The sequence below is a fragment of the Anaerobacillus sp. QJM3NY_32 genome (assembly GCF_056173645.1).
In genome coordinates this window covers 39422-63519 of the sequence record NZ_CM149684.1, presented here as the reverse complement: position 1 = coordinate 63519, position 24098 = coordinate 39422, and the positions used below count along the sequence as shown (strand labels likewise).

Below are 24098 nucleotides of genomic sequence, written 5' to 3'. Positions count from 1 at the left end.
ATCTTCTTAAAATTAACTATCCTTCTTTTTCGTTGCGTAGTCTTCTTTATTCGTCTGACGAGAACGAGCAATTGATAGCGCCTGTTCAGGAACATCATCTGTGATCGTCGATCCAGCAGCAACAGTTGCACCTTTACCTACCGTTACAGGGGCAATCAAATTCACATTACATCCAATGAACGCGCCATCTTCAACTTTTGTTAGGTACTTTTTCTTACCATCATAATTTACTGTAATTGAACCACACCCAAGATTCACATCTTTACCAATTTCAGCGTCGCCAACATAACTTAAATGGGAAGCTTTGCTACCATCACCCATAACAGACTTCTTTACTTCAACGAAGTTTCCAATCTTCACTTCGTTCCCAATTTGTGAAGCTGGACGAACGTGTGCGAAAGGACCAATATTGACAGCATTTCCCACTTCACTATCATGAATAACCGATTGTTTCACAACGCTCTTATCTCCAACTTTACTATCCTTAATTTCAGAGTTAGGGCCGATCTTAGCTTCATTACCAATAGTGGTTTTGCCAGTTATAGTGGTTCCTGGATAGATAACAGTATCTTGACCAATCACTGCTTCTGAAGAAATATATGTTTGATTGGGATCAATTAACGTAACGCCATTACGCATATGTTTCTCATTAATTCGTTTTTTCATCGCAATTTCAGCTTTTGAAAGCGCGACTCGATCATTTACGCCCATTGTTTCATCAAAATCTGCTGTTTGATAGGCGCTTACGATCTCACCTTGCTTTTGAAGAATTTCAACAACATCTGGAAGATAATACTCTCCCTGAGCATTTTCATTCTTAACGAGCTGAAGCGTCTCAAAAAGGGTTTTGTTATCAAAACAGTATGTACCTGTGTTAATTTCCGTTACTTTCTGCTCAGCTTCACTTGCGTCTTTCTGTTCTACAATTCGTTGAACACTTCCATTCTCATCACGGATAATTCGACCGTATCCAAATGGATTATCCGCATCTGCTGTTAGAATCGTGGCTTTTGCACCCTGATCTTCATGATAAGTCAATAGTGCATCCATTGTTTCTTTCGTAATTAAAGGGGTATCTCCACATACGACAAGGGTGACGCCATCCTTATCGGATAGGGTGTCTTGAGTCTTCATCACAGCATGCGCTGTACCAAGCTGTTCTTCCTGGAGGACATAATTCACTCGACTACCAAGCTGGTCACGAACCTTTTCAGCGCCGTGACCGACGACAGTTACAATGTTTTGGAGCTTAAGTTCATCAAGTTGATCAACAACATGCTCTACCATAGGCTTCCCACAAACGGGGTGAAGCACTTTATAAAGCTTTGATTTCATCCGTGTTCCCTGACCTGCTGCTAGCACAACTGCAAATCTATTCATGTATATGGTTCCTCCATTGTATCCTATTTTTCCACTTTGACTATATCTCAAAAACCCCTCATTTTCAAGGAAGTTCCCTAAATCCTCAGCATATAAAAAGTTGGAAAAGAAAGGTCTATGACTTTTTTCTAAATGAAGCGAAATTTCTGGTCAAATAAAAAAGCCCGGTCAGTTGACCAGACTTTTACGATTAGGAAGCTCCAGCTTCCTCATAAGCAGCTTCCATTTCACCAACACGGTGATATTCAGCTAACACAGCTGTTTGAATCTTTTCCCTTGTATTCGAGGAAATTGGATGAGCGATATCGCGAAACTCTCCATCTGGAGTTCTTTTGCTTGGCATCGCTACAAACATGCCGTTATTCCCATCAATGACGCGAATATCATGAACGACGAATTCATGATCCATTGTGATGGAAGCGATTGCGCGCATGCGTCCTTCCGTATTCACACGACGTAGGCGAACATCTGTAATTTCCAACTTGAGTGCACCACCTTTTTCCATTAATTAGAGCATATATGCACTATTCAACTTCTAGTTATTAATTCCTTCTTCTAAATATAAAAAATGTTATAAAAATTTAGTTGCTTTCATCCTAAGATTCTATTCCAGAATAAAAAATCGACTGAAACAAGCTAAATTAATCACCCTAGTGACATTCACTCCAAAAACTTAAATAAGTCAGAAAAAAGTTTCATAAATAAAAAAACCACTCAGCGGATGAGTGGGTTCAATTGATTAGCCTACTAGGGCAATTACTTCTATTTCGATAAGGGCATCTTTTGGAAGACGCGCAACTTCAACACAAGATCTTGCGGGTTTATGTGCATTGAAATATTCACCATAGATTTCATTGATCGCGCTAAACTGGTTCATGTCTTTAATATAAACTGTAGTTTTTACGACATTCTCGAGTGAAGATCCGGCAGCTTCTAGAACAGCTTTCACATTTTGAAATACTTGATGAGTCTGGTCTTCTATCGCTCCATCAATGAGCGTTCCATCTGCTTTAAGCGGAATTTGGCCAGAGCTATAAAAGATGTTGTTCACGATCATTCCTTGTGAATAGGGGCCAATCGCTTCTGGTGCTGATTTCGTATAGACTGTCTTCATTCGTTCTCCACTCCTTCTGTTAATGGCGTAAGAAATTTCTTGTAATTCCCTGGCGCAACCTGAATCGATCGCTCTTTCATATCGACTCCACCAAGGTTCATCATAGATACGTACTCTTCAACTAGTCGTTCTTCGCCTTCACCCTCAGCCTCAACAAGCACTCCAATTCCAGCAACGTCTGCTTGAAATTCTTCAAGCAAATTAACCATTCCTTGAATTGTTCCACCAGCCTTCATGAAATCATCTACAATCAAAACGTTCGCTCCTGGTTTCAAACTTCGACGAGCAAGCGCCATTGTTTGAATTCGTTTTGACGATCCTGATACATAGTTAATACTTACTGTTGAGCCTTCAGTGACCTTGCTATCGCGTCTAACAATGACAACCGGAACGTTAAGATGACTTGCAGCAGCATACGCAAGGGGGATTCCTTTCGTAGCAACAGTCATCACACAATCAATTTTACGATCAGCGAAAACAGACGCAAATAAGCGGCCAACCTGATTCATAATTTCCGGATTACCGAGGATATCTGTTAAATACAAATAACCACCCGGAAGAAGACGATCAGGACTTTCTAGAAAATCGCATAGTTCGCCAACCACACGATCTGCTTCTTCTTCACTAATAAGGGGCATGTATCTTACGCCTCCAGCTGCACCTGGAACGGTTAATAACGATCCAACACCCTGTTGTTCAAAATTCTCTTTAATGATGACCAAATCCTCACTTATAGATGATTTAGCCGCCCCGTATCGCTCTGAGAAATAAGTTAGTGAAACTAACCGGTGTGGATGCTCTAATAAATACCTTGTCATATCCACTAGCCGAGAACTTCGTTTCATCTTCATAGAAGAACCTCCAAAAAATCCGAATAATTAATCATAATATATCACTAATGTACGGATTTATTCAAGGGTTCTTCTCACCTAATAGACGTACCGCATAAACTTGACCACAGAAACCTCTTAAACCGTTATAAATTCGTTGCATGCGCGATTCATGTCGCGTAAGACCAAAGACGGTTGGCCCACTGCCACTCATTAGCACACCGTCTGCTCCGAGGCTTTCCATCTTTTCTTTAATTTGACGTACTTCAGGATGAAGTTTCAATGTAACATCCTCGAGAACATTACCAAGGCGCTGACATATCGCTTCATAATTTTTTTCCTCTATTGCTTGCATCATTCCTCTTACGTCTGGATGGTTCATCTCTGCTGTTCTAAGGCGTCGATATACATCTGCTGTCGATACCCCAATAGAAGGCTTAGCAAGAATCACCCAACAAGGAGGTGGTGCATCCATTGGCTGAATAATTTCTCCACGTCCTTTTGCAAGGGCAGTGCCACCATATACACAAAACGCAACGTCTGACCCTATCTCAGAACCAATATTAGCAAGCTCATCATAAGTTAAACCTAATTGCCAAAGCTCATTAAGTCCTCGTAATGCCGCGGCAGCATCACTGCTTCCTCCAGCAAGACCAGCAGCAACTGGAATTTGCTTATCAATCTTGATCGATAAACCCTGCCGAATGTTGAACTTTTTCTTTAATAATGCTGCAGCTTGAAAAGCTAAATTCCTTTGATCGTCTGGAACAAAACCGCTTGTTGATTCAATAACGATTTCATTTCGTCTCAATTCCGTTAACTCAAGTCGATCTGCAAGATCGACATTCGTCATAACCATTTCTACTTCATGAAAGCCATCAGGTCGTTTATGAAGCACATCGAGTGCTAAATTTATTTTCGCCGGTGCTTTCACACTCAGTTTTCTTTTCATCTCGTTCACCTACATTTTCGTCCTACCGTTCGACATTTTAACTTACTGTGAATTATTGTAACACAACAAGCCTAAAAGAAAGAAACGGAATAGGATGCAACCACGGAAGAGTTTAACTTCTCTGCAACAAAAAAAGAACCCTGACTATTAGTCAGAGTTCAATCGTCACAGGGTTCAGTGTTTAGGTTGGTTTGCAAGTTGCTCCTCAGCTAGTTGAATAGCACGCTTCACGATGTTACCTGCATCGCGAGCTTTTATTCCTCCCCAACCTTCTTTCTGAACCGTATCATAAAAACCAAGCTCTTTCGCAATTTCTTCTTTCAATTGATCAGACATAATCCCTTTACGTCTTGCCATGCGAATCAAGCTCCTTTCTATCCTGTAACACTCTTAGTGTGAGGATCGAAAGCCATCGCTATACTGCCAATATGTAACCAAAAGAAGGAGAAAAAATATTTATTCCCAAATAAAGCAAAAAAGCAGTTAGACCATTTGCCTTAACCGCTTACTGCCGCTTGTTCTTCATTAAATGTAATTTGTACTGTATCTGTTAGAATATCTGTGTAGCTGTATGACACACGCTCAAATGCGTTCGTGTCCTGATCCAGCTTAACAATGAACACTGCCGGGTAGGTTTCTTCAAGGATGCCTGAACGTTGAATTGTCTTTCTGCGACCTCCGTTTGCCTTTAAGGTCAACCGTTTGCCAACCTGAGATTGTAACGTTTGTTTGATCTCAATAATCGTTTTTGCCATCGGAACCTCCACCTCACTTAGACAAATTATAACATCTTTTGCATCATCTTGTCAAATAAAACTTAAATTATAACAACGAAGCAAAAACAATGTCAATTGTTATTTACTGATGATGTGTATTTTTATTGTTTCTTAATTTGTCGAAAAATATGTATACTCATTGAAATATGCTGGTTATCTCAGGTTTCGCAAAAGAACATTTCTCTATTCTAGCCCCTTTCAACGAGGATATTTTTTTATTAAAACTGACATAAAAAAGCGAACGGATGGATATGTATTCCACCCGTTCGCTCACTCTGAATAATCCTCCTGGTCCTTCATAGGCATACCTGTGCGTAGAATTCCTCTTGTTTCTACTCCACCAAGTCCATCTTCACCAGTCAACGTGTTTCTAAGAGCGTCCCAAACATTAACGTGATCAGTAAAAGATGTGAGTGCAATTTTGGATACGATAAAAACTGGATCAAGCATGTGAATGTTAATTCGAGCTGGAGAGCTTGCAAAATTAGCCCCTGCACGAATGAGTGACTCAAAATGAGACTGACACGCTCCAGCAAAAATAACAAGGTGATCAAGATTCGGGAAAACACTTCTCACTTCTTTTACAGCTCGAACAAAGTACCGTGAATTTCGGTACGATTGAAGATCCTTTTTCTCGCCTTTATGTTTTGTATACGCATCATGCCCTGTGATAACCAAAATATCTGGTCTAACATTGTTAACTAATTTGATAATATTCTCCGGTATTTCGCTTTCCTTCATATATAGCCCATAAACCGGGACGCCAAGACGCTTATACATTTCCAAGCATTTACTAAGGTATAGTGGATCCCCGTCAATATGAAGAATTTTCCCCGGGAGTTCAAAAAAACTTGTTTCTTTCTTAAAATGACTAGTTGCCGAATATTCTCGCTTCATTCGCAACAGTTGATAGTCTTGTCGAAACAAACGAAAGGAATAGTCTTCTTTCTCTTTGGACTGCTCCCGTCTCATTTTGTGTTCATTGGAGTCAATTACCACCAGGTCGTCAAACGGGGCATCTGCGATTAGCCTCATATCCTCGCCCACGAGCTCCGCTGACCTACTTGACTCATTCATCCTTGTTACTCGAAAGATTAAGTCACAGCCATATGAACGCCTGGCAACGATATCTCCTTCTTTCATCGTCATTATCTTCCCTCCACACCGCTTGACCTGAAAGACTAAACAGCATCTCCTTTACCTACTATATGAGAACTTTAAGAAAAGATGATTTATATAGAAATGAGAACTTGGTTTACCTTCACTGATTATTAGGAAGATGTTCGAATCATGAAAACTAAAAAACACCCCGGAAGTTAGTTTTTAACTCTAACTCTCGGGGTGCACCACCATCAAGGTGTTTTTTTAGTTTCATTTTTTCTGCTATAAAAAGCATTACTCAACGCCGCGAATTCTTCCATTGAGAGCGTTTCGCCCCGACGTGTTCCATCAATCCCTGTCTCTTGTAATACTTCCTCAATCATTGGCTTTTGCTCTTTACTTAAAAGATTATTTTGCAAATTGTTCAATAAGGTCTTTCTACGTTGACCGAAGCTTGCTCGAATCACTTCAAAGAAATAGGCTTCATTCAAAAGATCGACAGGAGGCTCCTGACGCAGCTCCAAGTGAAGAACGGATGAATCTACATTGGGCTTTGGTACAAAAACGGTTTTTGGTACTGTGAGAGCCGTTTTAGCCACTGCATGGTATTGCACTGCAAGTGATAATGAGCCGTATTCCTTAGAACCAGGCTTTGCAGCAATACGCTCTGCTACTTCTTTTTGAATCATGACAACGATCCCACGTACTGGTAATTTTTCTTCCAATAACTTCATGAGAATAGGCGTCGTCACATAGTAAGGAAGATTCGCTACTACCATCAAATCCTGACCCTCTTCAAACTCTTCTTCAATCACTTGACGAACATCCGCTTCTAACACATCACTATGACGTATATGAACGTGTGGATAAGGAGAAAGAGTGTCTTCTAGAATAGGGAGTAGACGCTGATCAATCTCAAATGCCACGACCTTTTTAGCTTGTTTTGCTAGTTTCTCTGTTAAGGCTCCAATACCAGGCCCAATCTCGATAGCGCCAGAATTCGGTGATAACTTAGCCTGGTCTACAATTTTTGTTAGGACATTCGAATCAATTAAAAAGTTCTGTCCAAGACTTTTCTTAAAAGTAAAACCATGTTTAGATAAAATTTCTTTTGTTCTAAAAGGGGTTGATATTTCTTTATTCATTTCTCTTCCTCCTGTAACACTTCTTCCAAAGCCTGACTAAACTCTTCTCTTGAAATTTGAAACATTTGTAGCCGTTTGAAAAGCTGCTTTCCATTCATATAGCCCATTTGCAACCGATCTCCTAAAGCTTTTCTTCTCTCCTTAGAACGATCGCCTACAACCAGACCAGCAGCGATAAGATCCTCCCATTCAATCAAAACATCTGGAGCTTCTATCTCTTCTCTTACTGAAAGAATGGCTTCTTGAATATCCTGAATAGAGGCATGTTCAATTCCAACTTTCTTTCCATTAGATGAGATGGCACGTTTTTTATTTAGAAAGGCGTGTTTACAAGAAGGCAGTCGGTCACTAATGATTTGACGAATTCTTGTACCAGGATAATCTGGATCTGTAAAAACAATTACGCCTCGTCTCTTCCAAGCAAGCTCAATACGTCTAAGCGTCTCTTCGCTAATCTCAGATCCATTCGTTTCTAGCGTATCCGCATCAAGCGCTCGTTTCACAGCCAATGTATCGTTTTTGCCTTCTACGATAATGATTTCTTTTACTTTCACTCTGTTTCCTCCATAATACATAACCGATTCTACCCTGTTATTATAACTACACGTGAATTTTTATAGTTTCTCTCATAAATCTTTTCTTTATCATACAAAAAACACAGAGAGAGACTTTCCCCACTCTGTGTTATTAGCATACCATATCTCGATCACTAATCGAGAATTGTAATTTGAACAGTCTTGTTTCCCCATGCGTAAGCTGCAGACTTCGAAGAGAAAAACACATCAATCTTGTTACCTTTAATCGCACCACCCGTATCAGCCGCAATAGCCGTTCCATATCCTTCTACGTGAACTTTTGAGCCGAGGGGAATCACACTAGGATCAACCGCAATGATTTTCGCATCAGGATTAGATTTTAAGTTAAAGCCCGTAGATGTGATACCTGAACAGCCAGCACAATTTGCCGTATAAGCTGTCGTCGATACGTTCATTACCTTCCCTGACGACTTACTTTCAGGTTTAGATGGTGATTTTGAAGTTTTTGTAGCAGGCTTACTAGCTGTCTTTGTTGATTTAGATTGAGTTGAAGGGGCACTGCTAGTTTTCACAGCTGTTTGTGTAATAACCTGGGTACCAACAGCAACGATTTTGTCACTGCTTTCCTTCACTACATCGGTTTTCTTAAGCTCACGGGAAACCTCTTTACCATTTTCTAAAACAACTTCGTAATGTTTCTCCCGCTTGCCTTCTTGTCCGTCTTCTAGGACTGTTTCTTTACCTTTTTGAATTGAACTATCATTCTTCTTAATCGTTGCATAGTCAATCGTCTCTTCCACTACATCGGTGACCTTTTCCACTCGAATCACGTTGATTTCCGAGTTCGCTGTAACGTCCTCATCTTTTTTGGGTTCTACGCGATCAAGTTCTCCAAGTTGTATATTCTGCTGTTCTAAAAAGCCAGCGACCGTAGTCGAAGTTGTCCAAATCTCTTTTTGTTTCCCACCGTCGTTTACCGCAACTTTGAAAGCTTCATCAACGGCAATCGTCATATTTTCTTTCAATTCATCATCGAGTGATACAGACATTTGATCATGCTTACCGAGCTCCATGTTTTGATCTTCAAGAAACCCTTTCACTGTATCTTTGGTGGACCAAACTTGTTGGTTATCCCCATTAATCGATAGCGTTACTTGAAAAGCCGGTTTCCATTCAATCACATCTCCAGCCTCAACCTTGGCTGATAAATCGTGACTTAAATAATCATGAGAACCAGGATTCAATTCTTCATCCTTTAATAACTCCGCAACTGTATCTGCATGTGTATCTACCGGCTTCTCTTCCCCATCAAGGACAAGCGTGACCGAAGCTTTTGTAGTTTCAAACACGATAAAGCCGGAGACTAAACCTAGTACAATTACACTTAAACAAATCATGAATACGTTCTTTCCACCCTTAACGCGAGCAAAAAAGTTTTCCATGTTCGATTTCATTGTCATAGTTACCCCCTGAACCGACTGTGTTTCAAAAAGAAAAGCTTCTTACTTATCCCCAATTGCTAGTTTAGTAGAAAAGGCATCTACTTTGATCTTGTATGATGGGAGAAGTTATTTTTAAAAGCATCCTATCATTTCTTTTCAACGACAACGGTCTTTTTTATTAGCGACTAATACCGAATAATGTCATAGCATTTTCGGATGTTCTTCTTGCTAATTCTTCATAATCCATTTCTTTCAAATCCGCAATTTGTTCAGCGATGAGCTTCACATATGAAGGTTCATTTCGCTTCCCGCGGTTTGGGTGTGGTGCTAGAAAAGGACAGTCCGTTTCAATTAGCAAACGATCAATTGGTATTTCTTTCGCTACTTCTTTTGGTAGTTTAGCGTTCTTAAACGTTACTGGTCCACCTAGAGAAATGTAGAAATTCATATCAAGGCACTCATTAGCCTCTTCTACAGTTCCAGCGAAACAGTGCATGATGCCACCTACCTCAGCTGCATTTTCTTCTTTCAATACATCAATGACATCTCGCGTCGCTTCACGATTATGTATGATGATCGGTAATTTCACTTTTTTCGCAAGTTGAATTTGCTTACGAAAAACATCTTTTTGTATGTCATGAGGTGATTTGTCCCAATGATAATCAAGTCCCATTTCACCGATTGCTACTACTTTTGGATGACCAGCAAGTTCTTCAATCCACTCAAGGTCCTCTTCTTTCATATCAATCGCATCAACAGGATGCCAACCTACGGCTGCATAAAGAAAATCATACTGTTCAACAAGTTCCATAGCATGTGTTATCGTTTCACGATCAAAACCAACAACAACCATCTTGCTTACTCCCGCTGCCTGGGCACGCTCAATTACTTCTTTTTGATCTTCGGAAAATTGTTCAACATTCAAATGCGTGTGTGTGTCGAATAACATGTCAAAACTCCTTCTCCGCTCTAGTACGATGCTAGTGTACCAAATGTCCTAGTTATTTTCTAAGTCTAAACAGTTTCATTTTAATTACATTTTGTTTACAATGCTCACAAAATAAGTTAGAATATTCTGTATATTAAGGTGTTTTGGTTCTTTTTTATATACTTATCTTGCAACTCAAAATGGAAGTTTAGTCACAAATAGCAAAGTAAATGGCAGGGATTTATTGTGAATTAGAAAGTAAAAAAGACCCGGTCTATTTTAAGACCGAGTCATGAGTCATTATTTGATTTGTGTTCCATTTGGCAAGCTTTCAGCAATAGTCGACAATTTCAGCTCGCCGTCATGCTCACCTGCTAGAATCATACCTTCAGATAATTCTCCTCTAAGCTTTACTGGCTTAAGATTGGAAACACAAACAACTTTTTTGCCGATGAGTTCCTCTGGTTTATAATGTTTTGCAATTCCTGAAACAACTTGTCTCGTTTCATAACCAAGATCTAATTTTAATTTCAATAACTTATTGGCTTTTTTCACCGGCTCTACTTCAAGTACTTGGGCGACTCTTAAATCAACTTTTGTAAAGTCATCAATTGAAATTTCATCTAAATCTGGTTTTTCAATTGGCGGTGCTTCCTTAACGACATTGCCACCCATTTGTTCAACTATATATGCAACCTCTTCTTCACGGTCAAGTCTTGGGAAAAGCGGAGCATCTTTTTGAACCGTTGTACCACCGAATCCTTTTTTGAATCCTAATGATTCCCAGCTTGTTTTCTCGCCTTCTTCAATACCTAGCTGTGACCAGATCTTTTTAGGCGTTTGCGTAAGGAAAGGCTGCAATAGAATACCCACTTGTCTCAATGATTCAGCGAGGTGAACCATTACAGCACCAAGCTTGTCTTTATGAGTTTCTTCTTTAGCAAGAATCCATGGTTCTGTTTCATCAATGTACTTGTTCGTTCGACTAATGAGCTGCCAAATCGAAGCAAGGGCAACTGAAAACTCCATGTTTTCAAGAGAGGTCTCTACTTTGGAAATTGTTGAATCTACCATCTCTACAAGAGTATCATCAAAATCTGTGACCGATCCTTCATACAGAGGTACTTCACCGTCGAAGTACTTAGCGATCATCGCTACTGTTCGATTTAACAGGTTGCCGAGATCGTTCGCCAAATCATGATTGATTCGCTCCACAAAGCTCTCAGGTGTAAAGACGCCATCTGAACCGAACGGTACTTCACGCAATAAATAATAACGTAAAGCATCAAGTCCATAGCGATCAATTAAGGTAACTGGGTCAACCACATTACCTTTGGATTTAGACATTTTTCCATCTTTCATTAACAACCAACCATGAGCAAAAACTTTCTTTGGTAACGGCAGGTCTAGTGACATCAGCATAATTGGCCAGTAAATCGTATGGAAACGAACGATTTCTTTCCCAACAAGATGCACATCCGCTGGCCAGAACTTATTATAAAGCTCATCATTTTCAGTGCCATACCCAAGGGAGGTGATGTAATTGGACAATGCATCGATCCAAACATAAATGACATGTTTCGGATCTCCTGGAACTTTAACACCCCAGTCAAAAGAAGTTCTTGATACCGCAAGATCCTCAAGACCAGGCTTGATAAAGTTATTGATCATTTCATTTTTTCGAGATTCCGGCTGGATAAACTCAGGATTGTCTTCATAAAATTTCAATAGACGATCGGAATACTTGCCCATTTTAAAGAAGTAGGACTCTTCCTTTACTTTCTCCACCTCACGTCCACAGTCGGGACATTTCCCATCGACTAACTGGCGTTCAGTAAAGAAGGACTCACATTGTGTGCAATACCAACCTTCATATTGGTCAAGGTAGATATCACCCTTCTCATACATCTTTTGAAAAATCGTTTCGACAATTTCCTCGTGACGCTTTTCGGTTGTACGGATAAAATCATCGTAACTAATGTCTAACTTATCCCACAAATCTTTAATGCCAGCAACGATGTCATCAACATACTTCTGAGGAGTAACCCCCTGCTCGTGTGCTTTCTTTTGGATCTTTTGCCCATGTTCATCCGTTCCTGTTAAATACTGAACATCAAAACCTCTTAAACGCTTGTAACGTGCCATAGCATCTCCTGCTACAGTTGTGTAGGCATGACCTATGTGGAGCTTTCCACTAGGATAATAGATCGGTGTCGTAATATAAAACGTCTTGTCACCCATGTTGCTTCCTCCTTGATTAAAACAGTGATAAAGTGAAAAGCTTAATTCGTTCTTTAGAACAGTGAATCCCCCACCTTAACGCAAAATTGACTCACGTTTAGAGGTGGGGGCTACTGGATAAAAAGCTCCCGCCCCATGTAGGACGAGAACGTTAGCAACTCTCAACTACAGCCCGCGTTTGCGTATCGCTGTGTAACGTCATTTTGTTCATTCAAGTACAATTCTTCTTCATCAAAATATAACTAATTTAAGGAAGAAATGCAAGGAAGCGGAGCTTAAATCGCGTAACCTACACAAATTTACAATTAATGTCGAAGGATTTACAAGAAAATTGTCGAATCATTTATTTAAGGAAGTCAGGTTTTGGTAATAATATAGTACTTCGAATCCCGTAACAAACCTATTATAGGAAATATTTACCCGATTAAAAGGATTGACGCTTATGGGAAACACTGGTATTATATAGAACATAAATAGAGAAATTTGTCGAATCCTGACGTAATTAATAAAAAATTGGGAATAGGGGAGTATAAAACATGAAATCTACTGGTATTGTACGTAAAGTTGACGAGCTTGGCCGTGTTGTTATTCCGATCGAACTACGCCGTACACTTGGTATTGCAGAAAAGGACGCTCTTGAAATCTACGTTGACGATGAGCGCATCATCCTAAAAAAGTATAAGCCTAACATGACTTGCCAGGTAACTGGTGAAGTATCCGATGACAATCTTGCCATCGGTAACGGCAAACTAATCCTTAGTCGCGAAGGTGCGGAGCAAGTATTGGAAGAAATCCAAAAAGCTCTTGCTAAATAATGAACGTATAGAAAAGCTCCTGCCAATAAAGGCAGGAGCTTTTTTTGTACTCTAAGATTCTACATGATAGGCCTGATACACTTCTCTTTTTGGTAGCTCGCGATCAATCGACACTTGTTTGATCGCATCCTTACTTTTCATTCCGTCATTAATATAGTGTTCTACATGATCTCGTAAGGTGAAATCTTCCCACCAAAGCTCTTCATTCACTTCTTCGGCTATGCCACCTTCGACGATCACACAAAATTCACCACGGATTTCATTTTCTTCAAACCAGCGAAGCACCTCTTCAACTGATCCCCTAATAAACTCTTCATATTTCTTTGTTAATTCTCTTGCTATAATAATTTCTCTGTTTCCCAGAACTTCAAGAACCGCTTTCATCATTTCTTTTAAGCGATGAGGAGCCTCATAGAATAGAACTGGTGAAGGAATTGTTTTTAGCTGTTGTAATTCAATTTTCCGCTCTTTCTTTTGTCTAGATAAAAAACCATAATAATAGAAATGCTGTGTTGGCAAACCTGATGCCACAAGAGCAGTAATTGCTGCATTCGCACCTGGTAAGGGAATAACAGGGATTTCCTCTGCCACACATGCTGACACAATTTCATAACCAGGATCTGAAATAGCGGGCATTCCAGCATCGCTAATAAGGGCAATACTTTGTCCTTCCCTTAATCGCTCCAGAAGTTTATATCCACTCGATTCCTTGTTATGTTCATGATAGCTAATCAACCGTGTCTCAATCTCAAAATGATTCGTTAGCTTTTTTGATTGTCTTGTATCTTCTGCAGCAATAAGATCTACGTCTTTTAACGTCTGAATAGCGCGGAAAGTCATATCATTCAGGTTTCCGATAGGGGTAGGTACGAGATAAAGTTTACCTGTCTCGCTCTCTTTGTAACTCTTCTGACTCCACATGAACTTGCCTCTTTTCTTTTATTATCTTTTCTTTTTGAATACGAGATAGTTGTTTGATCCGATATTCTTCTTGCATTGCTTCACTTTTTGTCTCATATTCCGCTTGATAAACGAGGCGTAGTGGACCTCTCCCCCTCGTATATTTTGCACCTTTTCCACATTCATGTTGAGCTAATCGATGAGATAAGTCCGTCGTATAGCCTGTATAATAACTACCATCTCGACATTCGAGCATATAGACAAAATGACTATAGTTCTTCATAAACATTTCTCATCTCGTCACTATACGTATTATCTTTCTGATAAACGATGAACGGCGGCAACACTTTTAAATCAGGCTTCCCATCTTTAATTCCTTCTATTAATAGCGTATTTGCTTCTTTACCAGCTTTCGGATAAACGAGCTGCATTCTCTTAGGTTCAACACGGTATTTTCTCATTAGCGTCACAATATCAAGTAACCTCTCAGGACGATGAACCAGTGATACCTTCCCACCCTGTTTCGCTAAACGACTGCAAGATTGAATAACATCTTCGAGAGTACACATAACTTCATGTCGGGCGATGGTAAGGTGTTCATTTAGATTACGCTGTTCATTTCGCTTACTTTGAAAATAGGGTGGGTTGCATGTTACTGCATCATAAGATTCCTTTAATAACCCAGCAGGTAGGTCCCGAATATCCCCATGATGTAGGGTAAGCTGATCATTAAGGTCATTTAAATCCACACTTCTCGTCCCCATGTCATATAGCCGATCTTGAATTTCGACCGCATCAATCGGAACCTGACTTCTTCTCGATAATAGAAGTGGAATAATGCCATTACCTGTACAAAGATCAATTATTTTACCACGTTTTATCGGCACCCAGGCAAATCGCGCAAGTAGAACGGCATCTAGAGAAAAAGAAAATACCGTTGGGCTTTGAATAATTCTTAATTCATTTTCAATGATGTAGTCAATCCGTTCATCATCATATAAATGCATGATGCTTTTCTCCTATCTATTTTAATTCTTTAGTGAACAAGTTATATAATTGTAAAAAAGGTCTTTCCAGATGTGGAAAGACCAAATCACTACTTTTTATTTAAGAACGACAAGCAAAAAAGACAATCTCCCTCTGTCCGGATGCTACCGTAATGGAGATTACAAATATGAAAACCTTCTTGATATAATCTCGCAAGATTATCATATCCTTCTCCAACTTCTGGTTTACCGCGCTTCTTTTTGCCAGATGAATGACTCTTCGGCTCGGAAGTTTGTTCTAACCGCTCTCGCAAGTGGTGATTCTCAATTTCGAGATGGTGATTTTCTTCCAGCAGTCCTGCAAGATGTTCTTTTAGTTCGCCTAATTGTTTGTATAAGTCACCAATCTGTTCTTCCATTGAGCTTACACGTGAAAAAACTTCTTTTTTCTCCACTTCCGTTCCACCTCAATCAATCTGTGGCTTGCGTAGATACTGCGCCGTCTTGTATCAATTCATCAAGCGTATATTCTGTCACGCGGTTGAGTTCAAATAATTCGACCTGAACAAGACGTTCCAATATATTCAACCCAACAACTTTTCCTTTACCTTGTCCGGTTTGAATCGTCTTCCCAACGTCTGGAAGCTCTTTTTTGCCGGATTCGTATGCATCGTTCTCATATTTCAAGCAGCACATTAACCTGCCGCAAAGTCCAGAAATTTTAGCAGGATTTAAAGATAGATTTTGATCTTTAGCCATCTTAATCGAAACAGGTTCAAAATCGCCAAGCCATGTTGAGCAACAAAGCATTCGGCCACATGGTCCAATTCCACCAAGCATCTTCGCTTCATCTCTTACACCAATCTGACGAAGTTCAATTCTTGTTCTAAAGATGGATGCGAGCCCTTTCACAAGTTCGCGGAAATCTACTCTTCCATCTGCTGTAAAGTAAAAGATGATCTTATTCCGATCAAATGTATATTCAACATCAACAAGCTTCATATCAAGCTTGTACTCTTCAATTTTAGAAACACACACTTCAAAAGCTTCTTCAGCTGCGTGTTTATTATCTTCTACCGCAAGGCGATCTTTTTCATCAGCTATGCGAATTACTTTCTTAAGAGGAAGTACAACATCCTCTTCATCAACTTGCTTGTTTGCTAATACGACTTTGCCAAATTCAACCCCTCTTGCAGTCTCCACGATAACAAATTCTTTGTTGGACACCTGGAGGCTACTCGGATCAAAGTAATAGATCTTCCCCGCTTTCTTAAAGCGAACGCCAACTACTTCATACACAAACTTATCCCTCCCGTAACCTGAGTACTAGCTGTTCCATCACAAACTGCGGGTTTGTGTTTGCACTCAGACGTCTTTTGGCATCAAGTATCGCCATCATATGCTGACTTATCTTCTTTCTTCCGAATTGAAGGGCATAACGTTCGAGCTTATCCTTCTGATCTGCATAGACAATCCGATTATCCTGCAGTTGTATTTTCATTATATCCTTATACCAAAAAAGCATAAGATTAAGTCCCATATCCTGCTGCGTTTTATCCTTAAAATGAGCTAGCCATTTGTCATGGATCGTTAGGAAAACCTGATGAGGTCTTTCCTTCAACTCTTCAGTCAATTGTATCACTATCGCTCTAGCCTGTGCAAACCACTCATCAAGCGCCAACTCCTTTGCTGCACGCTGATCATTCGTTAATTGAGCAGCTAATTTAGCAAGGTGTGGTGTTACTCCGTCATTCACTAAGGCTTGTTCCACCCCATTTGTTGAAAGGGGTTGAAATGTAATAACCTGGCACCTCGAATAAATCGTGGATAGAATATGCTGCTTTTGCTCTGTTAAGAGAATAGCCATCGTCATTTGTCCTGGCTCTTCAAGAAATTTAAGTAAACTATTAGCAGCTTGAGTTGTCATTCGATCTGAATGATTCAATATATAAACTTTCTTTCGAGATTCTACCCCAAGATAAGAGAATTCCTTCTGAAGCTTACGAATTTGATCGATTTTAATCGATTGTCCATCAGGTTCTAGGAGATGAAGATCGGGATGATTTCCAGAATCAATCCTTTTACAGTCTCTGCAGTTTTGACACGGATCGATTCCTGTTCTTTCCTGACAAAAATACGTTTTCGCCATATGAACCGCAATATCTTTTTTGCCTGTTCCTGCCCCACCGTCAAATAAATACGCATGAGAAAGACGTTCTTTCTTGAAACTATTTATGACCATTCTAACAACCGTGGGTTGCCGGTCTTTTAATTCATTCCAATCTGTCATTGCTATCACTCATCCTACCGTGCATATTAAAAATGATGGAAGGCCTCTACTGGAAGAACAAATACCGTTGCTCCTCCAACTGACACTTCAACAGGATACGGTACATAAGAATCTGCATTTCCTCCCATCGGAGAGACCGGTGCCACCATCTGTTCTCTACTCTGACAATTGTCTTTAATAATATCAAGAAGCTTTTGTACACGATGATCTTCCGTACCTACTAGAAATGTCGTATTTCCTGCACGTAAAAATCCACCTGTAGTCGCAAGCTTTGTCGCCTGGAAATTATGATCGACCAGGGCATTGGATAACCGATTGCTATCCTTATCCTGAACGACAGCCATTACTAGTTTCATGTGTATCCCTCCCCGGGCGGCAAGCATGCACCCGTCAATTAGTTATTACTACAATAGTTATCCCACAACACTGTAAAATCCTTTTTTATTGACGAAAAAATCTCATCGACAGCATTTTCACCATCGATCAAATGAATCCGTTCATTATTATTTTTATATAATTCCAGAAAAGCTTCTCTCACCTTTTCATGATAAGCTGTTCCTTTTTGTTCAATACGATCAAGTTGATTTCTTGCTGCCATTCTTTCTTTACCAACAGAAACAGGAAGATCAATCATATAGCTTCGATCAGGTGTTAGCCCTCCTGTTGCAAATTCATTGATGACCTTTATCGTTTCTACATCTAGTCCAAGGCCAACCCCCTGATAAGCAACTGATGCATCAACAAAGCGATCACATAGTACAAGATATCCTTCATTTAATGCTGGAAGAATCTTTTCTCTCACATGCTGAGCTCGGGATGAAGCATAAAGAAGTACTTCCGTCTCATCCACCATCTCTTCATGTTCTGGATTAAGGATCAAAGATCTAATTTGATCGCTTATAGCTGTACCACCTGGCTCTCTTGTATGAATAAAACGAATGCCTTCTTCGTTTAAATAATCGGCTAGTTTTTGAACCTGTGTTGACTTACCTGCGCCATCCGGTCCTTCAAATGTTATAAATAATCCTTTCAATGCCCTACTCCTCTTCTATTGCAATCTCAATCATATCACCATTCATCCCCTGTATGTGTCCTCCGCCATTCAACACTGTTTCTACTAGTTGGATCTTACCTAAAGTTATGCGCTCCCCTGGCAGAACGATAGGAATTCCTGGGGGATAGGGGATAATGGCTTTCGCTGCAATTAAACCAACAGCGTTTCTAATACTAACTGTATTGGTATTCATCGTTTCCAACTTCGCAAAAGAATAAGCAGGAAATGTTATCTCTTCATGATTCAACTGATTCATAGATATTCTAAATGTGGCTTCATCCCTATGAACTGCAATCCTTTCAAATGCCTGTAACGTTCGCTCATAAGCCTCACCATTAAATGCTATGGGACAAATGAGCAAAATGTTTAATGGGTCACTAAGCTCAACAAATATACCTTCATTCTCAAGCTTTTTTGCCAAATCATATCCTGAGGTGCCAGATAACTGGACCGTTATTTTTATTGGATCAATCTGCTTATAAGCATGACTTACATCTCCAATAACGTTTATACCAGGAATCTTATTCAGCCGGTGCTTAAACTGAAGAATCTCTTCTAAAATTTGACCAAGTTGTTTATCAGGAAGTGAAGAAATATAGTGTCTTGCTAAATCGAGCGAAGCCATGATCGGGTATGAAGGGCTGCTTGATTGAAAGACTTGTAAATAATCGTTTATTGCATTCCTATATTTCGGATCACCTATATGTAAGTATGAGCCCATCGTCATGGCAGGGAGTGTTTTATGTGCTGATTGAACAACAACATCTGCTCCTTGTTTCAAAGCACTTTCAGGAAAAAACCTTTCTTTTACAAAATGTGCACCATGTGCTTCATCAACAAGAACCGGAATTCCTTTCTGATGAGCATAAGAAATGATCGGTTTTAGATCTTTCGTCATTCCGTAATAATTTGGGTTTGTCAGTACGATTGCTTTAATATTCTTATATTTTGTGATCGCTCGATGGATGAGATCGACTGACACACCTGTTGAAACCTGACTTTCCTCATCAATGGATGGATTAAGAAAAATAGGATGTGCTTTCGATAAGCGAAGTCCATTTAGTACTGATTTGTGACAGTTCTTCTGAACAAGAACAATGTCCCCTTCAGAACATAATGCCATGATCATCGCAAGGTTACCAGCTGAAGATCCCCCTACCAAAAAGCGGCTTTCAATACTTCCATAAAGATCAGCAGTAAGCTGCTCTGCCTTCTTAATTGGACCGTCTGCATGATGAAGATCATCTAGTCCAGAAAGTTCTGTGGCATCTATATTCAATATTTCTTTAAATGAGTTATCTGCACTTCTATAAGTTGAAAAAACCGTACCGTTTTTATGACCTGGTACATGAAATGAGAGGGGATTCTGATCCTTCCACATAGTTAATGCTTCATATAAAGGTGCTTGATCTGCTTTATTCATAAAACCAACTTCTATCTATCGAAGATTCATTGCTTATACTAGTATTCTATCATTATCTAGACTTTCGGAGAAGTAAAGGCGCAAGCAAATCTGTATCGTCTCTTCCTACTTACTGCCGCTTCACATTCGTACGTAAAAAAGCAGATAGCCTATAAAACAGCTATCTGCTTATGCTAATCGACTAAGTCGTAGTTTTCGTAGTTTTTCAAGATAAAATTGATAGTTTTCATGACTGGTATCTGTTTGAATTACCTTTCGCTCACACTCATAACAAATAAATCGGTCGCAAATATGAATACCTTTTAAACTGTGTTCTTCGCAAACAAGACAGCACTCACTTAAGCTATGCCTGATTGTCTTCTCCATCTTCCCACCTCCATGGTAAAAGCTTTGCCCAATTATAGTGGATCTATACCGATTCACTTCATTTCAGCCTATTTTTTTCTTCTTTCTATGGATATGTGGCTGTAACTTATCCCGTGTCAGTGATTTTAAAAAAGAAAGAAAATTTCATTGGTATATTATCCTTGTAGAATAAGAAGATATAAGAAGATACGAATTTAATTCCGCTATATTTCAGATGTTTCCGCGAAAATCGGATTTTTTTCCGCGCTTTCCCTCCCATGATAATTCCGCAAACGTAAAAAACCATACAAAAAAGCGAGAAACCCTCAGGTCTCTCGCTTCTCTTAGTTGCCCAGCGACGTCCTACTCTTGCAGGGGGAGATCCCCCAACTACCATCGGCGCTCGAGCTTAACTTCCGTGTTCTCATACGGGGCGCGATAAGCGGCGAACTTCGCCAGCTGCGCGATGCCAGATCCTCATGGATCTCTCGAATATCCACTCCGGTCTGACATCACTTGCTTCCTCGAATTTCTTGCTTCTCCCACCCCTACGAAGCTTTCGAAGAAGTTTTTGATTGTCTTTCCTGCAGCTTTTTTCTCTTACGAGCTTTCAACATTTTTTGAATACAAAAAAGCGAGAAACCCTCAGGTCTCTCGCTTCTCCTAGTTGCCCAGCGACGTCCTACTCTTGCAGGGGGAGATCCCCCAACTACCATCGGCGCTGAAGAGCTTAACTTCCGTGTTCGGCATGGGAACGGGTGTGACCTCTTCGCCATCATCACTAGACGATTCAGGTGTTCCCTGAAAACTAGATAGCACGCACAACTTCCAATATTTTCGGTTAAGCCCTCGATCGATTAGTATTCGTCAGCTCCACGTGTTGCCACGCTTCCACCCCGAACCTATCTACCTCATCATCTCTAAGGGATCTTACCAGCTTAATGCTGTGGGAAATCTCATCTCGAGGGGGGCTTCATGCTTAGATGCTTTCAGCACTTATCCCTTCCACACGTAGCTACCCAGCTATGCTCCTGGCGGAACAACTGGTACACCAGCGGTGTGTCCATCCCGGTCCTCTCGTACTAAGGACAGCTCCTCTCAAATTTCCTGCGCCCGCGACGGATAGGGACCGAACTGTCTCACGACGTTCTGAACCCAGCTCGCGTACCGCTTTAATGGGCGAACAGCCCAACCCTTGGGACCTACTTCAGCCCCAGGATGCGATGAGCCGACATCGAGGTGCCAAACCTCCCCGTCGATGTGGACTCTTGGGGGAGATAAGCCTGTTATCCCCAGGGTAGCTTTTATCCGTTGAGCGATGGCCCTTCCATGCGGAACCACCGGATCACTAAGCCCGACTTTCGTCCCTGCTCGACTTGTAGGTCTCGCAGTCAAGCTCCCTTGTGCCTTTACACTCTGCGAATGATTTCCAACCATTCTGAGGGAACCTTTGGGCGCCTCCGTTACACTTTAGGAGGCGACCGCCCCAGTCAAACTGCCCACCTGACACTGTCTCCGCACCGGATCACGGTGCTGGGTTAGAATGTCAGTACAGCCAGGGTAGTATCCCACCGACGCCTCCATCGAACCTGGCGGTCCGACTTCTATGGCTCCTACCTATCCTGTACAAGCTGTACCAAAATCCAATATCAGGCTACAGTAAAGCTCCATGGGGTCTTTCCGTCCTGTCGCGGGTAACCTGCATCTTCACAGGTACTATAATTTCACCGGGTCTCTCGTTGAGACAGTATCCAAGTCGTTGCACCTTTCGTGCGGGTCGGAACTTACCCGACAAGGAATTTCGCTACCTTAGGACCGTTATAGTTACGGCCGCCGTTTACTGGGGCTTCGATTCAGAGCTTCTCCCGTAAGGGATAACCCCTCCTCTTAACCTTCCAGCACCGGGCAGGTGTCAGCCCCTATACTTCGCCTTACGGCTTTGCAGAGACCTGTGTTTTTGCTAAACAGTCGCTTGGATCTTTTCACTGCGGCTCCCCTGGGCTATAAACCCGAGGAAGCACCCCTTCTCCCGAAGTTACGGGGTCATTTTGCCGAGTTCCTTAACGAGAGTTCTCCCGATCGTCTTAGGATTCTCTCCTCGCCTACCTGTGTCGGTTTGCGGTACGGGCACCTTTTTCCTCACTAGAGGCTTTTCTTGGCAGCGTAGAATCAAGGACTTCGGTACTAAATTTCCCTCGCCATCACGACTCAGCCTTCACGGTGAACGGATTTGCCTATTCACCAGCCTAATCGCTTGGACGCGCATTTCCAGCAGCGCGCTCTCCCTATCTTTCTGCGTCCCCCCGTCGTTCAAACGGAAAGGAGGTGGTACAGGAATATCAACCTGTTATCCATCGCCTACGCCTTTCGGCCTCGGCTTAGGTCCCGACTAACCCTGAGCGGACGAGCCTTCCTCAGGAAACCTTGGGCTTTCGACGGACAAGATTCTCACTTGTCTTTCGCTACTCATACCGGCATTCTCACTTCTAAGCGCTCCACCAGTCCTTTCGGTCTGACTTCACAGCCCTTAGAACGCTCTCCTACCATTGTCGTAAGACAATCCACAGCTTCGGTGATACGTTTAGCCCCGGTACATTTTCGGCGCAGCGTCACTCGACCAGTGAGCTATTACGCACTCTTTAAATGATGGCTGCTTCTAAGCCAACATCCTGGTTGTCTAAGCAACGCCACATCCTTTTCCACTTAACGTATACTTTGGGACCTTAGCTGGTGGTCTGGGCTGTTTCCCTCTCGACTACGGATCTTATCACTCGCAGTCTGACTCCCGCGGATAAATCGTTGGCATTCGGAGTTTGACTGGATTCGGTAATCCGGTAAGGACCCCTAGTCCAATCAGTGCTCTACCTCCAAGATTCTTGCCGCGAGGCTAGCCCTAAAGCTATTTCGGAGAGAACCAGCTATCTCCAGGTTCGATTGGCATTTCACCGCTACCCACACCTCATCCCCGCATTTTTCAACATGCGTGGGTTCGGGCCTCCATTCAGTGTTACCTGAACTTCACCCTGGACATGGGTAGATCACCTGGTTTCGGGTCTACGACCACGTACTATTTCGCCCTATTCAGACTCGCTTTCGCTGCGGCTCCGCCTTCTCAGCTTAACCTTGCACGGGATCGTAACTCGCCGGTTCATTCTACAAAAGGCACGCTGTCACCCATTAACGGGCTCCAACTAGTTGTAGGCACACGGTTTCAGGTTCTTTTTCACTCCCCTTCCGGGGTGCTTTTCACCTTTCCCTCACGGTACTGGTTCACTATCGGTCACTAGAGAGTATTTAGCCTTGGGAGATGGTCCTCCCGGATTCCGACGGGGTTTCACGTGTCCCGCCGTACTCAGGATCCGTCTCGGAGGGCATCGGATTTTGACTACAGGATTGTTACCTTCTCTGATGGACCTTTCCAGGTCGCTTCGTCTATCCGTGCCTTTGTAACTCCAAAGAGACGTCCTACAACCCCAGAGGGCAAGCCCTCTGGTTTGGGCTGATTCCGTTTCGCTCGCCGCTACTCAGGAAATCGCGTTTGCTTTCTCTTCCTCCGGGTAATGAGATGTTTCAGTTCCCCGGGTCTGCCTTCCATTCCCTATGTATTCAGAAATGGATACCATCCTATTAAAGATGGTGGGTTCCCCCATTCGGAAATCTCCGGATCAAAGCGTACTTACAGCTCCCCGAAGCATATCGGTGTTCGTCCCGTCCTTCTTAGGCTTCTAGTGCCAAGGCATCCACCGTGCGCCCTTAGTAGCTTAACCTTCGATTTGTTAGGCATTACTGCCATAACGCATCAGTTATTACTAAGTTATTGCATAAAAAATAATTATTGGA

At 41.5% G+C, this 24098-nt stretch carries 24 protein-coding genes and 2 rRNA genes; 1 reads left to right on the top strand and 25 read right to left on the bottom strand.

Annotated elements, in window-relative coordinates; genetic code table 11:
• Window positions 1-12: 12 nt before the first annotated feature.
• The 13 genes from glmU to metG form a co-directional block, all read right to left on the bottom strand.
• Window positions 13-1380, bottom strand: a complete 1368-nt coding sequence (gene glmU / locus AC0VYH_RS00315) for a bifunctional UDP-N-acetylglucosamine diphosphorylase/glucosamine-1-phosphate N-acetyltransferase GlmU (RefSeq protein ID WP_475373175.1) — start codon at window positions 1378-1380, stop codon at window positions 13-15.
• 190 nt (window positions 1381-1570) lie between these two features.
• Window positions 1571-1861, bottom strand: coding sequence for a septation regulator SpoVG (gene spoVG / locus AC0VYH_RS00310; protein WP_098445913.1), 291 nt, complete (start codon window positions 1859-1861; stop codon window positions 1571-1573).
• 258 nt (window positions 1862-2119) lie between these two features.
• Complete coding sequence (locus AC0VYH_RS00305) at window positions 2120-2494, bottom strand: RidA family protein (protein WP_194222594.1); 375 nt, start codon at window positions 2492-2494, stop codon at window positions 2120-2122.
• Window positions 2491-3345: a pur operon repressor gene (gene purR / locus AC0VYH_RS00300; protein WP_194222593.1), complete on the bottom strand. Its 855-nt coding sequence runs from the start codon at window positions 3343-3345 to the stop codon at window positions 2491-2493. Before purR ends, AC0VYH_RS00305 begins: the two co-directional genes overlap by 4 nt.
• A gap of 61 nt (window positions 3346-3406) precedes the next feature.
• The gene (ispE, locus tag AC0VYH_RS00295) at window positions 3407-4276 is read right to left on the bottom strand and encodes a 4-(cytidine 5'-diphospho)-2-C-methyl-D-erythritol kinase (RefSeq protein ID WP_194222592.1); all 870 of its coding nucleotides are present in this window, start codon (window positions 4274-4276) and stop codon (window positions 3407-3409) included.
• A 174-nt stretch (window positions 4277-4450) separates the two neighbouring features.
• Window positions 4451-4633, bottom strand: coding sequence for a small, acid-soluble spore protein, alpha/beta type (locus AC0VYH_RS00290; protein ID WP_194222591.1), 183 nt, complete (start codon window positions 4631-4633; stop codon window positions 4451-4453).
• Between the two features lie 140 nt (window positions 4634-4773).
• A complete protein-coding gene (veg, locus tag AC0VYH_RS00285) occupies window positions 4774-5031 on the bottom strand; it encodes a biofilm formation stimulator Veg (RefSeq protein ID WP_098445908.1) in 258 nt (85 codons plus the stop codon).
• A 291-nt stretch (window positions 5032-5322) separates the two neighbouring features.
• The gene (yabG, locus tag AC0VYH_RS00280; RefSeq protein WP_475373174.1) at window positions 5323-6201 is read right to left on the bottom strand and encodes a sporulation peptidase YabG; all 879 of its coding nucleotides are present in this window, start codon (window positions 6199-6201) and stop codon (window positions 5323-5325) included.
• Window positions 6202-6404: 203 nt separating this feature from the next.
• Window positions 6405-7298 (bottom strand): 16S rRNA (adenine(1518)-N(6)/adenine(1519)-N(6))-dimethyltransferase RsmA, encoded by an 894-nt coding sequence (rsmA, locus tag AC0VYH_RS00275; protein WP_283153212.1) that lies wholly within the window; start codon window positions 7296-7298, stop codon window positions 6405-6407.
• A complete protein-coding gene (rnmV, locus tag AC0VYH_RS00270) occupies window positions 7295-7852 on the bottom strand; it encodes a ribonuclease M5 (RefSeq protein ID WP_226616842.1) in 558 nt (185 codons plus the stop codon). The genes rsmA and rnmV overlap by 4 nt, the downstream gene beginning before the upstream one ends.
• 155 nt (window positions 7853-8007) lie before the next feature.
• A complete protein-coding gene (locus tag AC0VYH_RS00265) occupies window positions 8008-9294 on the bottom strand; it encodes a G5 and 3D domain-containing protein (RefSeq protein ID WP_283153214.1) in 1287 nt (428 codons plus the stop codon).
• A gap of 160 nt (window positions 9295-9454) precedes the next feature.
• A complete protein-coding gene (locus AC0VYH_RS00260; RefSeq protein WP_303536035.1) occupies window positions 9455-10225 on the bottom strand; it encodes a TatD family hydrolase in 771 nt (256 codons plus the stop codon).
• A gap of 279 nt (window positions 10226-10504) precedes the next feature.
• Window positions 10505-12445 (bottom strand): methionine--tRNA ligase, encoded by a 1941-nt coding sequence (gene metG, locus AC0VYH_RS00255; protein WP_194222586.1) that lies wholly within the window; start codon window positions 12443-12445, stop codon window positions 10505-10507.
• Between the two features lie 536 nt (window positions 12446-12981).
• Between metG and AC0VYH_RS00250 the strand changes: the two genes are divergently transcribed.
• Window positions 12982-13260 carry an AbrB/MazE/SpoVT family DNA-binding domain-containing protein gene (locus AC0VYH_RS00250; RefSeq protein WP_136948810.1) on the top strand — a complete coding sequence of 93 codons (279 nt, stop codon included), beginning with the start codon at window positions 12982-12984 and terminating at the stop codon, window positions 13258-13260.
• Window positions 13261-13311: 51 nt separating this feature from the next.
• On the opposite strand, the gene rsmI is transcribed toward AC0VYH_RS00250, so the two are convergent.
• The 12 genes from rsmI to AC0VYH_RS00190 form a co-directional block, all read right to left on the bottom strand.
• Window positions 13312-14181, bottom strand: coding sequence for a 16S rRNA (cytidine(1402)-2'-O)-methyltransferase (gene rsmI, locus AC0VYH_RS00245; protein WP_194222585.1), 870 nt, complete (start codon window positions 14179-14181; stop codon window positions 13312-13314).
• On the bottom strand, window positions 14141-14443 hold the full coding sequence (locus tag AC0VYH_RS00240; protein WP_194222584.1) for a GIY-YIG nuclease family protein: 303 nt from the start codon (window positions 14441-14443) through the stop codon (window positions 14141-14143). Before AC0VYH_RS00240 ends, rsmI begins: the two co-directional genes overlap by 41 nt.
• Window positions 14430-15167 carry a tRNA1(Val) (adenine(37)-N6)-methyltransferase gene (locus AC0VYH_RS00235; protein ID WP_194222583.1) on the bottom strand — a complete coding sequence of 246 codons (738 nt, stop codon included), beginning with the start codon at window positions 15165-15167 and terminating at the stop codon, window positions 14430-14432. Before AC0VYH_RS00235 ends, AC0VYH_RS00240 begins: the two co-directional genes overlap by 14 nt.
• 89 nt (window positions 15168-15256) lie before the next feature.
• Window positions 15257-15601: a DNA replication initiation control protein YabA gene (gene yabA / locus AC0VYH_RS00230; RefSeq protein WP_098445898.1), complete on the bottom strand. Its 345-nt coding sequence runs from the start codon at window positions 15599-15601 to the stop codon at window positions 15257-15259.
• Window positions 15602-15617: 16 nt separating this feature from the next.
• Complete coding sequence (locus AC0VYH_RS00225) at window positions 15618-16445, bottom strand: PSP1 domain-containing protein (RefSeq protein WP_194222582.1); 828 nt, start codon at window positions 16443-16445, stop codon at window positions 15618-15620.
• A gap of 4 nt (window positions 16446-16449) precedes the next feature.
• Window positions 16450-17436, bottom strand: a complete 987-nt coding sequence (gene holB, locus AC0VYH_RS00220) for a DNA polymerase III subunit delta' (protein WP_194222581.1) — start codon at window positions 17434-17436, stop codon at window positions 16450-16452.
• Between the two features lie 26 nt (window positions 17437-17462).
• Complete coding sequence (locus AC0VYH_RS00215; RefSeq protein ID WP_048313368.1) at window positions 17463-17792, bottom strand: cyclic-di-AMP receptor; 330 nt, start codon at window positions 17790-17792, stop codon at window positions 17463-17465.
• A gap of 38 nt (window positions 17793-17830) precedes the next feature.
• Window positions 17831-18469 (bottom strand): dTMP kinase, encoded by a 639-nt coding sequence (gene tmk / locus AC0VYH_RS00210; RefSeq protein ID WP_226616834.1) that lies wholly within the window; start codon window positions 18467-18469, stop codon window positions 17831-17833.
• 4 nt (window positions 18470-18473) lie between these two features.
• Window positions 18474-19913 (bottom strand): aminotransferase class I/II-fold pyridoxal phosphate-dependent enzyme, encoded by a 1440-nt coding sequence (locus tag AC0VYH_RS00205; protein WP_475373173.1) that lies wholly within the window; start codon window positions 19911-19913, stop codon window positions 18474-18476.
• A gap of 168 nt (window positions 19914-20081) precedes the next feature.
• Complete coding sequence (locus AC0VYH_RS00200) at window positions 20082-20279, bottom strand: sigma factor G inhibitor Gin (protein ID WP_194222578.1); 198 nt, start codon at window positions 20277-20279, stop codon at window positions 20082-20084.
• Between the two features lie 648 nt (window positions 20280-20927).
• A 5S ribosomal RNA gene (rrf, locus tag AC0VYH_RS00195) occupies window positions 20928-21044 on the bottom strand.
• A 51-nt stretch (window positions 21045-21095) separates the two neighbouring features.
• Window positions 21096-24025 (bottom strand): 23S ribosomal RNA (locus tag AC0VYH_RS00190).
• Between the last annotated feature and the right edge of the window lie 73 nt (window positions 24026-24098).

Coding starts and splice junctions, on each gene's coding strand:
- glmU (WP_475373175.1), bottom strand. CDS start 1,380: ATGAATAGATTTGCAGTTGTGCTAGCAGCAGGTCAGGGAACACGGATG.
- AC0VYH_RS00305 (WP_194222594.1), bottom strand. CDS start 2,494: ATGAAGACAGTCTATACGAAATCAGCACCAGAAGCGATTGGCCCCTAT.
- purR (WP_194222593.1), bottom strand. CDS start 3,345: ATGAAGATGAAACGAAGTTCTCGGCTAGTGGATATGACAAGGTATTTA.
- ispE (WP_194222592.1), bottom strand. CDS start 4,276: ATGAAAAGAAAACTGAGTGTGAAAGCACCGGCGAAAATAAATTTAGCA.
- AC0VYH_RS00290 (WP_194222591.1), bottom strand. CDS start 4,633: ATGGCAAGACGTAAAGGGATTATGTCTGATCAATTGAAAGAAGAAATT.
- veg (WP_098445908.1), bottom strand. CDS start 5,031: ATGGCAAAAACGATTATTGAGATCAAACAAACGTTACAATCTCAGGTT.
- yabG (WP_475373174.1), bottom strand. CDS start 6,201: ATGACGATGAAAGAAGGAGATATCGTTGCCAGGCGTTCATATGGCTGT.
- rsmA (WP_283153212.1), bottom strand. CDS start 7,298: ATGAATAAAGAAATATCAACCCCTTTTAGAACAAAAGAAATTTTATCT.
- AC0VYH_RS00265 (WP_283153214.1), bottom strand. CDS start 9,294: ATGACAATGAAATCGAACATGGAAAACTTTTTTGCTCGCGTTAAGGGT.
- AC0VYH_RS00260 (WP_303536035.1), bottom strand. CDS start 10,225: ATGTTATTCGACACACACACGCATTTGAATGTTGAACAATTTTCCGAA.
- metG (WP_194222586.1), bottom strand. CDS start 12,445: ATGGGTGACAAGACGTTTTATATTACGACACCGATCTATTATCCTAGT.
- AC0VYH_RS00250 (WP_136948810.1), top strand. CDS start 12,982: ATGAAATCTACTGGTATTGTACGTAAAGTTGACGAGCTTGGCCGTGTT.
- rsmI (WP_194222585.1), bottom strand. CDS start 14,181: ATGTGGAGTCAGAAGAGTTACAAAGAGAGCGAGACAGGTAAACTTTAT.
- AC0VYH_RS00240 (WP_194222584.1), bottom strand. CDS start 14,443: ATGAAGAACTATAGTCATTTTGTCTATATGCTCGAATGTCGAGATGGT.
- AC0VYH_RS00235 (WP_194222583.1), bottom strand. CDS start 15,167: ATGCATTTATATGATGATGAACGGATTGACTACATCATTGAAAATGAA.
- holB (WP_194222581.1), bottom strand. CDS start 17,436: ATGACAGATTGGAATGAATTAAAAGACCGGCAACCCACGGTTGTTAGA.
- AC0VYH_RS00215 (WP_048313368.1), bottom strand. CDS start 17,792: ATGAAACTAGTAATGGCTGTCGTTCAGGATAAGGATAGCAATCGGTTA.
- AC0VYH_RS00205 (WP_475373173.1), bottom strand. CDS start 19,913: ATGAATAAAGCAGATCAAGCACCTTTATATGAAGCATTAACTATGTGG.
- AC0VYH_RS00200 (WP_194222578.1), bottom strand. CDS start 20,279: ATGGAGAAGACAATCAGGCATAGCTTAAGTGAGTGCTGTCTTGTTTGC.